Consider the following 10991-nt stretch of genomic DNA (forward strand, 5'->3'; position numbering starts at 1 on the left):
TATGCGGAATTCCTCCGCCCCGGGCACGATCTTCGCACGATGGGGGCAGAGCCGATGCAGGATCGGCGCCCACCGCCCGCCCCGCGGGCCGCAGCGAAGGAGCCGCCGTGCGCGTCGGGATCCCCACCGAGATCAAGAACAACGAGAACCGGGTCGCCGCCACTCCGGCCGGCGTCCACGAGCTGGTGCGCCGCGGCCACGAGGTCCTCGTCGAGGCCGGCGCGGGCCTGGGCTCGCGCGTGTCGGACGACGACTTCCGCCGCGCCGGCGCCCTCGTCGTCGACGGGCCCGACGAGGTCTGGGGCGAGTCCGAGCTGGTCCTCAAGGTCAAGGAGCCGATCGAGGCCGAGTACCCGCGGATGCGCCGCGACCAGGTGCTCTTCACCTACCTCCACCTCGCCGCCTCCCGCCCGTGCACCGATGCGCTGCTCGCGGCGGGGACGACCTCCATCGCCTACGAGACGGTCCAGCTGGACGACCGGCGGCTGCCGCTGCTCTCGCCGATGAGCGAGGTCGCCGGGCGCCTGTCGATCACGGTCGGCGCCTACCACCTCATGAGCGCCGTCGGCGGACGGGGCACGCTGCTCGGCGGGGTCCCCGGCACTCCGAAGGCGAGGGTCGTCGTGATCGGCGGCGGCACGGCCGGCGAGCACGCCGCGGCGAACGCCCTCGGCATGGGAGCCGACGTCACGATCGTCGACCTCTCGCTCCCCCGCCTCGCGCAGCTCGAGAACCGCTTCCAGGGCGCGATCCAGACCCGCGCCTCCTCGGCCTACGAGATCGCCGCGCAGCTGGCCGACGCCGACCTCGTGATCGGATCCGTCCTCATCCCGGGCGCCAAGGCGCCCAAGCTGGTGACCGACGAGATGGTCGCCACGATGAAGCCGGGCTCGGTGCTGGTCGACATCGCGATCGACCAGGGCGGCTGCTTCGAGGGCTCGCGTCCGACCACGCACGACGACCCGGTGTTCCCCGTGCACCGGAGCGTCTACTACTGCGTCGCGAACATGCCCGGCGCCGTCCCCGAGACCTCGACCCGCGCGCTCACCAACGCGACGCTCCCCTACGCGCTCGCGCTGGCCGACCGCGGGTGGCGGGCCGCCCTGGCCGCCGACCCGGCGCTCGCCCGCGGCCTGAGCACCCACGACGGCCGGGTGACGAACACCGCCGTCGCCGCGGCCTTCGACCTCCCGGCCGTGCCGGTGGAGTCGCTGCTGCTCTAGGCGCCCGCGGGCGCGAGGCCGAGCCCCCCGAGGATCTCGGCGATCTCCTCCTCCGGAGCGCCGCCCACGTCGACCGTGACGTGGAGCTCGTCGTCGCCGAGGGGCTCGAGCGCCTCGAACTGCGAGTCGAGCAGCGTGGTCGGCATGAAGTGGCCGACCCGCGAGGCGAGCCGCCCGGCGATACGGTCCCTCGATCCCGCGAGGTGCGCGAAGACGAGGTCGTCGCGGCGCAGGACGTCGCGGTAGCGGCGGCGCAGGGCAGAGCAGGTCACGACGACCGAGCCGCCCGCGGCGATCCGCTGGTCCACCACGCGGGCGATCTCGGCCAGCCAGGGCGCCCGGTCCTCGTCGGTCAGCGGGATGCCGGCGTGCATCTTGTCGACATTCGCCTGCGGGTGCAGGTCGTCCCCCTCGAGGAACTTCCAGCCCAGTCGGCGCGCCAGGAGCGACGCGACGGTCGACTTGCCGCTGCCGGAGACGCCCATGACGACGACGGCGCGGACGGGGACGGTGGGAAGAGCGGTCATCAGATACCTCCTACGAAGAGACCGATCAGGAGGACCCCGGCGAGCCCGGTCACCGAGACCAGGCACTCCATCACGGTCCAGGTCTTGAGCGTCTGGCCGATGCTGAGCCCGAGGTACTCCTTCACCAGCCAGAACCCGGCGTCGTTGACGTGCGACAGGAACACCGAGCCGGCGCCGATCGCGAGCACCATGAGGGCGACCATCGGCCCGTCCATGGTCTCGGTCAGCGGCTGGAGGATCCCTGCGGCGGTCACGGTGGCGACGGTCGCGGAGCCGGTGGCGACGCGGATCACGACGGCCACGAGCCAGGCGAGCAGCAGCGCCGAGGCGCCGCTCCCCTCCGCGAGCTGGGCGACCACCCCGCCGATCCCGGTGTCGACGAGGACCTGCTTGAAACCGCCGCCCGCGCCGACGATGAGCAGGATGCCCGCGATCGGCGGCAGCGAGCTCGAGAGCGAGGCCTGCAGCTCGGTGCGGTTCATCCGGCCGCCGCGGCCGAGCAGGACCAGACCGGCCAGGAGCGCGATCCCCAGCGCGATGGTCGGCGTGCCGAGGAAGTCGAGGGCCCCCTTCCAGGCGTCCGTGGAGCCCGGGGCCGCGATGTCGGCGATCGCCTTGCCCAGCATCAGCACGACCGGCAGCAGGATGCTCGCGACGGCGGCGGCGAAGCCCGGGCGGTGCTCGCGCGTCTCGCCCGCGCCCTCGCCGAAGAGCGGCGGCGTCTCCACCGGCGCCCAGCGGGCGGCGACCCGGCCGAAGAGCGGGCCGGCGACGACGACGGTGGGGATCGCGACCAGGACGCCGAACGCGAGGGTCACGCCGAGGTTCGCGCCGAGCGCGTCGATCGCGACCAGCGGTCCGGGGTGGGGCGGGACGAGGCCGTGCATCACCGAGAGGCCGGCGAGCGTCGGGATCGCCACCTTCATCAGCGGCAGACCGCTCCGGCGGGCGACCAGGATCACGACCGGGATCAGCAGCACGAGCCCGACCTCGAAGAACATCGGCAGCCCGATCAGCGCGCCGACGAAGCCCATCATCCAGGGCAGCGCGCGAGTGCTCGAGCGGGCGATGAGGGTGTCCACGATGCGGTCCGCGCCGCCCGAGTCGGCGAGGAGCTTGCCGTACATCGCGCCGAGGCCGATGAGGATGCCGACGCCGCCCATGGTGTTGCCGAACCCCAGCGCGAAGCTGGCGACCGCGTCCGCCGCCGCCAGCCCCGCGATCAGGCCCGTCGTCAGCGCTCCGATCAGCAGGGAGACGAAGGGGTGCAGCTTCAGCCAGGTGATCAGCACGACGATCACGGCGATGCCGACGACGGCGGCGAGGATCAGCTGCCCCTGCCCGGCGGTGGTGGCCGGCGCGTCCCCGGCGGCGGCGCGGAGGGCGGGGAGGAGGGTCGGTGTCATGAGCGTCCTTGGTCGAGCCGACGGCCAGCGGCCGGCTTTTGTCCGACATAACCTGCGTGTGTCCCGATCATGCCCGAAGATCGGCCAGGGCGCGACTCCGGCGATGGCAGGATGACCGCATGCCCGCGCCGACGCCCTCACTGCACCACTCGGTGCTGGACGAGCTCGGCTCGCAGATCGTGCGCGGCGAGCTCGCGCCGGGCACCACCTTCAGCGCCGACGAGCGTGCGGAGCGGCGCGGGGTCTCCCGCTCGGTGATGCGGGAGGCGGTGCGCGTCCTCGAGACGCTCGGGCTCGTGACGTCCCGCCGCCGCGCGGGGACGCAGGTCCAGCCTCCGGAGTGCTGGAACGCCCTGGACACGCGGGTCGTCGCGTGGGGACTGGACGGCCCGGACCGGCGGCGCCAGCTGCACCAGCTCAGCGAGCTCCGACTCGGGGTGGAGCCGCTCGCCGCAAGGCTCGCCGCGGCGAACGCGACCGAGGAGCAGCGGCGGGCGCTCACGGAGGCGGGCGACGCCCTCTCCACCCACTCCCGCGCAGCCGACCAGTCCGCCTACCTCGCCGCCGACACCGCCTTCCACCGCTCCCTCCTGGCCGCGTCCGGCAACCGGATGCTCGCGCAGCTGGGCGATCTGGTCGCCGAGGTCCTCGCCGGCCGCACCCGCAACGCGCTCATGCCGCGCGAGGCCGACTCCACCGCGGTGCGGCTGCACCGGGCGGTGGCCGCCGCCGTCGCCTCGGGCGACGCGGACGCTGCGGAGGCCGCGATGCGGGCGATCGTCGAGGAGTCGGACCGGGCGGTGCAGGAGAGCTGACGGGGTTGCACGCCCGCTGCGCCGCGCGCACAGTGGAGCGCATGGTCGAGGGATACACGTCCGCGCAGGTGCGGGCCGCCGAGGCTCCGCACCTGGCCCGGCGGGAGCCGCTGATGCAGCGCGCCGCCGACGGCCTGGCCCGCGAGCTGCGTCTCGTGCTCGCCGGGCGCTCCGACCGCTCCCGTCCGGGCTCGGTGCTCGTCCTGGTCGGTCCGGGCGACAACGGCGGTGACGCGCTCTACGCGGCCGCCGAGCTCTCCTCCTCCGGAACCGACGTCGTCCTCGTCCTCACGGCCGAGCGGGTGCACCGCCGGGGCCTGGCCGTGGCGCTCGACGAGGGCTGCGGGCAGGTGCCGGCCGACGACGCGCCCGGCCTCGCCGCGGCGGTGGCGCGGGCGGACGTCCTGGTCGACGGGATCCTCGGCATCGGAGCGACGGAGCCCGCGCTGCGGGGACGGCCGCGCGTCGTCGTCGAGGCGGTGCTCGACGCGCTGGAGCGGCGGGCCGAGCGCCCGGTGGTCGTCGCGGTCGACCTGCCGAGCGGCATCCATCCCGACGACGGGTCGGTCCCCGATCCCACCGTGCTGCGCGCCGATGTGACGGTCGCCTTCGGCGCGATCAAGGCCGGTCTGCTGCTGCCTCCGGGCGACTCCTACGCGGGCCGTCTGCGCCTGGTCGACCTCGGCCTCGGCCCGGACCTGGCCGGAGTGGAGCCCGCGGTCCGCGAGTGAGCGAGCGGCTCAGGAGGGAGCGAGCAGGTGCGCCTTCTCGGGGTGCTGCTCGAACCACTGCCCGACGTACCAGCACATCGGCACGACGCTCCGCCCGCCGGCGGCCTCGATGTCGTCGACGGCGAAGGAGACCAGCTCGCCGGCGAGCCCGCGGCCTCGGAAGGGCGGGGTCGTGAAGGAGCGGACGAGGGAGACGCTGCCGGGCGCCTCGCGGTAGTCGAGGACGCCCACCAGGGCGCCGTCGAGGTGGAGCTCGTAGCGCGACGCGTCGTCCGAACGGCGGAAGTCCTTGGCCATGCCTCCAGAGTAGGACGGCCCGGACGGATCAGGCCTCGTCGCCGAGCATCTCGCCGTCGACGTAGAGCCAGCGACCGTCCTCGCGCAGGAAGCGGCTGCGCTCGTGCACGAGGCCGGGGCCGGCGGGCGAGCGGTAGGAGGCGCGGAACTCGACCAGGCCCTCCTCGTCGCCCTCCCCGCCGAACGAGGTGTCGACGATCTGGAGCCGGCGCCACTGCACGTCGGGATCGAGGTCGATGCGGCGCGGCCGGGTCGAGGGGTGCCAGCTCGCGAGCAGGTAGGGAGCGCTGCCGAGGACGTTCGCGCTGTAGCGGCTGCGCATCAGGCGCTCCGCCGTCGGCGAGGGCTCCTCGCCGAGGTGGGCGGGGCGGCAGCAGTCGGCGTAGTGGCGGCGGCTTCCGCAGGGGCAGGAGTCGGCGGGGTGCATCCGGCCAGTGTGGCAGGCGATGCGGCGCCCCCGGCCCGGCGCGGCTCCGGCGAGCGCCGCGACTCCCCGGGCCGTCCAGGTGTGCATCCCCTCCACATCCGCTCCGCCGCCTTGAGGGTGCCGCCGGATCCCGGCAACGTGGCCCCCTCATCGACCACGGACGGAAGGAACGACCCGATGCTCACGCTCACCGACAACGCCAGCACCGTCGTCAAGACCATCACCGGGCAGACCGAGACCCCCGTCGAGGGAGGCCTGCGCATCAGCGGCACCGATCTCGACGCCCGCAACTTCGCTGTCGCGGTCGCCGCGGCCCCCGAGACGACGGACGCCGTCGTGGAGCAGGACGGAGCGCGCGTGTTCCTCGACGTCGCCGCCTCCGTCGCTCTCGGCGACAAGGTCCTCGACGCGCAGGTGGACGAGGGCGGCTCCGTCAGCTTCGGGATCGCTCCCCAGGACTGACCCCGTCGACATCGGAGGCCGCCCCCACCGCAGTGCGGGAGGGCGGCCTCCGTCGTCCCAGGATCAGGAGAGGATGTCGCGGGTGGTGAAGCGGCCGATCGCGAGGGACCCGAACACGGCGACGTAGGCGAGCTGGAGCAGCGCGTTCTCGCCGAAGGAGCTCCACGCGATCGGGTCGCGCAGGAGGTCGGCGAAGTCGAACCACCGGTCGGTCAGCAGGAACGGGTGGAGGGCGTCCAGCTGCGAGAGCGAGCCGACGATCTGCGCCGCGATGGAGACGACGACGGTGGCCGCCATGGCGCCGACCGGCACATCGGTCAGCGTCGAGATGAAGAGGCCGATCGCCGAGAGCCCGACCAGCGAGAGCGCCGCGTACACGGCGATCGCCAGGGCCCGGCCGATCGCGTCGCCGAGCGGGACGGTGCTGCCGGAGAGGAGCGTCACCGGTCCCGCCGGGAAGAGCGCCAGGCCGATCAGGATCCCGACCACCATGACAGTGAGTGCTGCGGCGAGGCAGAAGGCGAGGGAGGCGGCGAACTTCACCGCGAGCAGCCGCACGCGGCCGACGGGGCTGACCAGCAGGTAGCGCAGCGTCCCGAGCGAGGCCTCGCCCGCGATCGCGTCGCCGGCGACGACCCCGACCGTGAGCGGGAGGAACAGCGGGACGGCGACCGTGATGGCCGCGAAGCCGGTGAAGAGGCCGTTGCCGGCGATCGCTCCCACGAAGGAGGGCCCGCCTCCGTCGCCGCCCGAGAGCCGCACCGCGACGGCGAGCAGGATCGGGATGGCGGCCAGGGCCGCGAGCAGCGCCCAGGTGCGGCGCCGGCGGAAGAGCAGGGCGAGCTCGGAGGCGAGCAGGGACCCGATCCCCGCGCGGCGGACGGTCGCGTCAGCGCTCGACATCGAAGCCCTCCCCGGTCAGCTCGACGAAGCGCTCCTCGAGCGAGGGGCGGCGGACGGCGAACCCGCGGACGCGGACGTCGGCCCGCACGAGGTCGGCGACCAGCGTCTCGGCCTCGAGCCCGGGCGGCAGAGCGGCGACGACCAGCGGCGGATCGGCGGGGTGCGGGCCCGGCGCGGTGCGCGGCTCCAGACCCCGGGTGTGCAGGGCCACGATCGCGCGCTCGCGGTCGGGCGTCAGCAGCTCGACCGAGGCGGCGTCCCCGCGCAGCTCGTCGAGCCCGCCCTGGGCGACGAGGCGCCCGGTGCGCATGACGGCGGCGTGGGTGCAGAGCTGCTCGATCTCGGCGAGGAGGTGGCTGGAGACGAGGACGGTCGTGCCGTCCTGGTTCAGTCCGCGCACGAGGGCGCGGACCTCGCGGGTGCCCTGCGGGTCGAGGCCGTTCGTGGGCTCGTCCAGCACGATCAGGTCGCGCGGCGAGAGGAGGGCGACCGCGATGCCGAGCCGCTGCTTCATGCCCAGGGAGTAGGAGCCGACCTTCTTGCGCGCCGCGGCCGAGAGGCCGACGCGGGCGAGGGCCTCCTTCGCGCGGGTGTCGCGGGTGCGGGACGAGGTGCCCGCCTCCGCGGCGTCGAAGCGCCGGAGGTTGGCCGCTCCAGAGAGGAACGGGTAGAAGCCCGGCCCCTCGACCAGCGCCCCCACCCGGGGCAGGACCTCGGCCGCGCGCCGGGGCATGGCCTGCCCGAGGACGGTGATGCTGCCCGCGGTCGGCGCGGCGAGGGCGAGCAGCATCCGGATCGTCGTGGTCTTGCCCGAGCCGTTCGGGCCGAGGAAGCCGAAGACGGCGCCGCGGGGAACGGCGAGGTCGAGACCGGAGACCGCCTCCTGGCGCCCGAAGCGCTTGGTGAGGCCCCGCGTCTCGACGGCGAGCTCGCCCGCCGTCACCGAGCGGAGGCCGCGTCGCGGAGCGTCTCGGCCGGGACCGCTCCGGCGAGGACGCGTCCGTCGTCGGTGACGAGAACGGTCAGCAGGGCGGAGGAGAGGACGCGGCCGCCGTCGACCGGCGTGGTGACCGCGTCGAGCGAGGAGAGCGCGTCGGCGTCACCGGCGGGCAGCTCGACGACGCTCGTCCAGCCGGAGCCCGTGGTGACGACGTCGGAGTGCTCGGCCGTGCCCGCGGCGGGCGCGTCGGAGGCGTCCGCCGCGTCGTCGACCGGAGCGGCCTGCTCCGTCACCTCGGCGCCGGCCGGGGGCGTGAAGGAGAAGAGGGACGCGTCGGGCGTCGAGAAGTCGATGCTCGTGTACGCGACGCTGAACGCGGGCGCGGTGCCCCCGCGGGCGGTCACGGCTACCCCGAGCGGGAGGCCCGTCTCGCCGTCGACCGAGACGGTCACGGAGCCCACGAGGGTGCCGCCGTCGCGGGGCGTGAGCACGAGCTCGTACGCATCGCGCCCGGCGACGCTGACGTCCGAGCCGACCGCGACCGTGGTCGTCGGGTCGATCGCGGCGAGCAGCCGCTCGGCGGCCGACGACGGCGTCACGACCTGATCGCCCGGCGAGGCCTCGGGGGCTCCGCCCGCGGGAGGCGCGAGGTGGGTGGCGGTGTTCGCGCTCGAGTCGTAGATCCAGACTCCGTCGGTCGTCGAGGCGACGACGTCGCGCTCGGCCAGCCGGTCGAGCACCTGGAGGCGCGCGCCCTTCTCGGCGTCGACGTACACGCGCGCCTGGTGCGAGCCCGTGGCGAGCTCGACGAGGGAGTCGGCGGGGTCGGCGGACGCCGAGCCGGCCGAGCCGCCGAGCGCCGAGAGGTCGGGCAGGCCGAGGTCCGAGGTCTGCCGGATCTCGCCGGAGAACGCCGTGGCGTCGCTCTCGGCGACGAAGGCGAGGAGGTCGGCGGCGGACTTCTCGGGGAGGTCCCCCGCGGCGCTCGCCGAGAGGGGGAGGGCGACGGCCGCGGCGACGACGACCGCGGGGACGACGGCGACGGGCGTCCAGCGCTTCCAGTCAATGCTCATGCCGGGAACGCTACGCCTCGAACCTCCGCGGCGGGCCCGGAACGTGCCGGTCCACAGCCTTCCGGAAGGGGGTGCGGTCGGAGTCCGCGGCCGGGATGATCAGGGCATGGACCTCCCGTTCGCGCTCCCCCTCGCCCCGATGCTCGCCAAGGCCGTTCCGGCGGTGCCGGAGCAGACCGCCGTCGCGGGCGGATACTCCTACGAGCCGAAGTGGGACGGGTTCCGCGCGATCGTCTCGGTCTCCGGCGGCGAGTGCGAGATCGGGAGCCGCGGCTCCAAGCCGCTGACCCGGTACTTCCCCGAGCTCGTCGAGGCCTTCCTCCGGCTGCTCCCCGACGGCTGCGTGCTCGACGGCGAGATCGTCCTGGCGACCGGCGAGCCGGGAGCGCAGCGGCTCGACTGGGACCTGCTCTCGCAACGCATCCATCCGGCCGCGAGCCGCGTGAGGATGCTGGCGGAGACCACCCCGGCGATGCTCGTCGCCTTCGACCTGCTCGCCGTGGACGGGCGCAGCATGCTCGAGGAGCCGTACTCGGCGCGGCGGGAGGCGCTCGCCGCCGTGATGGCCGGCGTCCCGCATCCGCTGCACCTCGGCCGCGCCACCGACGACGAGGCCCTGGCGCGCGACTGGCTGGAGCGCTTCGAGGGCGCAGGACTGGACGGCGTCGTGGCGAAGCCCCTGGCCGCGCCCTACTCCCCCGGGAAGCGCGCCGTGCTCAAGGTCAAGCACCACCGCACGGCCGACGTGATCGCGATCGGGTACCGCGAGCACGCCTCCAAGCCGGGCGTGGGCTCGATCCTGCTCGGCCTGCACGGCGACGACGGAGAGGTCCGCCAGGTCGGCGGGGTCTCGGCCTTCAGCGACGAGCGTCGCGTGCAGCTGCTGGAGGAGCTCGCACCCGCGGTCGAGCGCGACGCGGGGGGAGCGCCGGTGCGCGGCGAGGGCGAGCGGAGCCGGTTCTCGAGCGGCCGCGACACCTCCTTCGTGCACCTGCGTCCCGAGCTCGTGCTCGAGGTCCGCTACGACCAGCGCGAGGGCGACCGCTTCCGGCACACCGTGCAGTTCGAGCGCTGGCGCCCTGACCGCGACGCCGCCTCCTGCACCATGGAGCAGCTGGAGCAGCCGACCGCGTACGACCTCGGCGACGTCCTCGGCTAGGCCTTCTTCGCGCGGCTGGGCTGCACGCGGGGCGGCTCGCCCGGCATCTTGGGGAAGTCGGGCGGGAACGGCAGCTCGCCGAGGCCGGCGGCGACATCGCGCTCCCACCAGCCGAGCAGGGCGTCGAGGTGACCGGGGGCGTCGTGCATCCGGGCCCACGGATCACCGCGCTCGGCGAGGCGCGCCGGGACCGTGCGGATCGTGAAGGCCCGCGGGTCGACGCCGTCGAGCTCGTCCCAGTCCAGCGGAGTGGAGACGGGAGCGTGCGCGAGCGGCCGCGGGCTGTAGGCACCGGCGATCGTCCGGTCGCGGTTGGCCTGGTTGAAGTCGACGAAGATCCGCTCGCCGCGCTCCTCCTTCCACCACGCCGTCGTGACCTGCTCGGGCATCCGCCGCTCCAGCTCGCGCGCCGCGGCGATCACCGCGTGGCGGACGTCGAGGAACTCGTGCTCGGCGACGATCGGCGCGAAGACGTGCAGGCCGCGGTTGCCGGACGTCTTCACGAACGGGTCGAGGCCGGCCTCCCGCAGGACCTCCCGCAGCGCGTGCGCGGCGACGACCGCGTCGGCGACGTCGGTGCCGGGCTGCGGGTCGAGGTCGATCCGGAGCTGGTCGGGCAGGTCGGGCGCATCGGCGCGAGACGCCCACGGGTGGAAGACGACGGTGTTCATCTGCGCCGCCCAGACGGCGGCCGCGGGCTCGTCGATCACGAGCTGCGGATGCACCCGCCCGCTCGGGTACGTCACCGGGACGGACCGGACGTACTCGGGCGCGCCCTTGGGCGGGTTCTTCGAGAAGAACTGCTCGCCCTCGATCCCGGAGGAGAACCGCTGCAGCGAGACGGGGCGGCCGCCGTTCGCCGCGACGAACGGCTCGCCGACGGCGATCAGGTACTCCGCGACCTCGCGCTTGGTGATGCCCGGCTCCGGGAAGAGCACTCGCTCAGGGCTCGAGATCCGCACCTCCCGGTCGCCGTGCGATCCGGGGACGGTGAGGACGACGGCGTCGCTGCTGGGCATCTGCTGAGG

Annotated in this window: 13 protein-coding genes; 5 read left to right on the forward strand and 8 right to left on the reverse strand. The window is 74.4% G+C overall.

The genetic code is table 11. The features are described from left to right. Positions 1–107 precede the first annotated feature (107 nt). Complete coding sequence (gene ald, locus C5C39_RS08000; protein ID WP_104247156.1) at positions 108–1223, forward strand: alanine dehydrogenase; 1116 nt, start codon at positions 108–110, stop codon at positions 1221–1223. Here ald and C5C39_RS08005 read toward each other — a convergent pair. Continuing rightward, entirely contained in the window at positions 1220–1750 is a 531-nt protein-coding gene (locus C5C39_RS08005; protein WP_104353086.1) for a gluconokinase, read from the reverse strand. The two genes, ald and C5C39_RS08005, sit on opposite strands and share 4 nt — an antisense overlap. Next, the gene (locus C5C39_RS08010; RefSeq protein ID WP_104273301.1) at positions 1750–3156 is read right to left on the reverse strand and encodes a GntP family permease; all 1407 of its coding nucleotides are present in this window, start codon (positions 3154–3156) and stop codon (positions 1750–1752) included. Before C5C39_RS08010 ends, C5C39_RS08005 begins: the two co-directional genes overlap by 1 nt. A 119-nt stretch (positions 3157–3275) precedes the next feature. Between C5C39_RS08010 and C5C39_RS08015 the strand changes: the two genes are divergently transcribed. Then, entirely contained in the window at positions 3276–3971 is a 696-nt protein-coding gene (locus C5C39_RS08015; RefSeq protein ID WP_104353087.1) for a FadR/GntR family transcriptional regulator, read from the forward strand. Positions 3972–4012: 41 nt separating this feature from the next. Next, the gene (locus tag C5C39_RS08020) at positions 4013–4702 is read left to right on the forward strand and encodes an NAD(P)H-hydrate epimerase (RefSeq protein ID WP_104353088.1); all 690 of its coding nucleotides are present in this window, start codon (positions 4013–4015) and stop codon (positions 4700–4702) included. A 9-nt stretch (positions 4703–4711) separates the two neighbouring features. Here C5C39_RS08020 and C5C39_RS08025 read toward each other — a convergent pair whose 3' ends face one another. Both C5C39_RS08025 and C5C39_RS08030 read right to left on the reverse strand, forming a co-directional pair. Further along, entirely contained in the window at positions 4712–4999 is a 288-nt protein-coding gene (locus tag C5C39_RS08025) for a GNAT family N-acetyltransferase (protein WP_104353089.1), read from the reverse strand. A gap of 28 nt (positions 5000–5027) precedes the next feature. After that, positions 5028–5513: a YchJ family protein gene (locus C5C39_RS08030; protein ID WP_258069404.1), complete on the reverse strand. Its 486-nt coding sequence runs from the start codon at positions 5511–5513 to the stop codon at positions 5028–5030. 90 nt (positions 5514–5603) lie between these two features. Between C5C39_RS08030 and C5C39_RS08035 the strand changes: the two genes are divergently transcribed. Then, on the forward strand, positions 5604–5888 hold the full coding sequence (locus C5C39_RS08035) for a hypothetical protein (protein ID WP_104222553.1): 285 nt from the start codon (positions 5604–5606) through the stop codon (positions 5886–5888). Between the two features lie 63 nt (positions 5889–5951). Here the strand turns inward: C5C39_RS08035 and C5C39_RS08040 are convergent, their stop codons facing one another. From C5C39_RS08040 to C5C39_RS08050, 3 genes are read right to left on the reverse strand one after another with little or no spacing between them, the layout of a single operon-like run. Beyond that, a complete protein-coding gene (locus tag C5C39_RS08040) occupies positions 5952–6791 on the reverse strand; it encodes an ABC transporter permease (protein ID WP_104247161.1) in 840 nt (279 codons plus the stop codon). Then, a complete protein-coding gene (locus C5C39_RS08045) occupies positions 6778–7734 on the reverse strand; it encodes an ABC transporter ATP-binding protein (protein ID WP_104238593.1) in 957 nt (318 codons plus the stop codon). Before C5C39_RS08045 ends, C5C39_RS08040 begins: the two co-directional genes overlap by 14 nt. Continuing rightward, entirely contained in the window at positions 7731–8804 is a 1074-nt protein-coding gene (locus C5C39_RS08050) for a DUF2092 domain-containing protein (RefSeq protein ID WP_104353090.1), read from the reverse strand. The genes C5C39_RS08045 and C5C39_RS08050 overlap by 4 nt, the downstream gene beginning before the upstream one ends. Before the next feature lie 106 nt (positions 8805–8910). Between C5C39_RS08050 and C5C39_RS08055 the strand changes: the two genes are divergently transcribed. Continuing rightward, positions 8911–9963, forward strand: a complete 1053-nt coding sequence (locus tag C5C39_RS08055; protein ID WP_104353091.1) for an ATP-dependent DNA ligase — start codon at positions 8911–8913, stop codon at positions 9961–9963. Here the strand turns inward: C5C39_RS08055 and ligD are convergent. Next, positions 9960–10982, reverse strand: a complete 1023-nt coding sequence (gene ligD, locus C5C39_RS08060; protein WP_181136349.1) for a non-homologous end-joining DNA ligase — start codon at positions 10980–10982, stop codon at positions 9960–9962. The two genes, C5C39_RS08055 and ligD, sit on opposite strands and share 4 nt — an antisense overlap. Positions 10983–10991 lie beyond the last annotated feature (9 nt).

Origin of the sequence: Rathayibacter sp. AY1F3 (genome assembly GCF_002931975.1) — a bacterium.
Lineage (GTDB): Bacteria > Actinomycetota > Actinomycetes > Actinomycetales > Microbacteriaceae > Rathayibacter.

Excerpts from the sequence above, each read along its gene's own strand:
- ligD (WP_181136349.1), bottom strand. The coding sequence starts at position 10,982 with ATGCCCAGCAGCGACGCCGTCGTCCTCACCGTCCCCGGATCGCACGGC.
- C5C39_RS08035 (WP_104222553.1), top strand. The coding sequence starts at position 5,604 with ATGCTCACGCTCACCGACAACGCCAGCACCGTCGTCAAGACCATCACC.
- C5C39_RS08050 (WP_104353090.1), bottom strand. The coding sequence starts at position 8,804 with ATGAGCATTGACTGGAAGCGCTGGACGCCCGTCGCCGTCGTCCCCGCG.
- C5C39_RS08025 (WP_104353089.1), bottom strand. The coding sequence starts at position 4,999 with ATGGCCAAGGACTTCCGCCGTTCGGACGACGCGTCGCGCTACGAGCTC.
- C5C39_RS08010 (WP_104273301.1), bottom strand. The coding sequence starts at position 3,156 with ATGACACCGACCCTCCTCCCCGCCCTCCGCGCCGCCGCCGGGGACGCG.
- C5C39_RS08005 (WP_104353086.1), bottom strand. The coding sequence starts at position 1,750 with ATGACCGCTCTTCCCACCGTCCCCGTCCGCGCCGTCGTCGTCATGGGC.
- C5C39_RS08055 (WP_104353091.1), top strand. The coding sequence starts at position 8,911 with ATGGACCTCCCGTTCGCGCTCCCCCTCGCCCCGATGCTCGCCAAGGCC.
- C5C39_RS08040 (WP_104247161.1), bottom strand. The coding sequence starts at position 6,791 with ATGTCGAGCGCTGACGCGACCGTCCGCCGCGCGGGGATCGGGTCCCTG.
- C5C39_RS08020 (WP_104353088.1), top strand. The coding sequence starts at position 4,013 with ATGGTCGAGGGATACACGTCCGCGCAGGTGCGGGCCGCCGAGGCTCCG.
- C5C39_RS08015 (WP_104353087.1), top strand. The coding sequence starts at position 3,276 with ATGCCCGCGCCGACGCCCTCACTGCACCACTCGGTGCTGGACGAGCTC.
- C5C39_RS08030 (WP_258069404.1), bottom strand. The coding sequence starts at position 5,513 with ATGCACACCTGGACGGCCCGGGGAGTCGCGGCGCTCGCCGGAGCCGCG.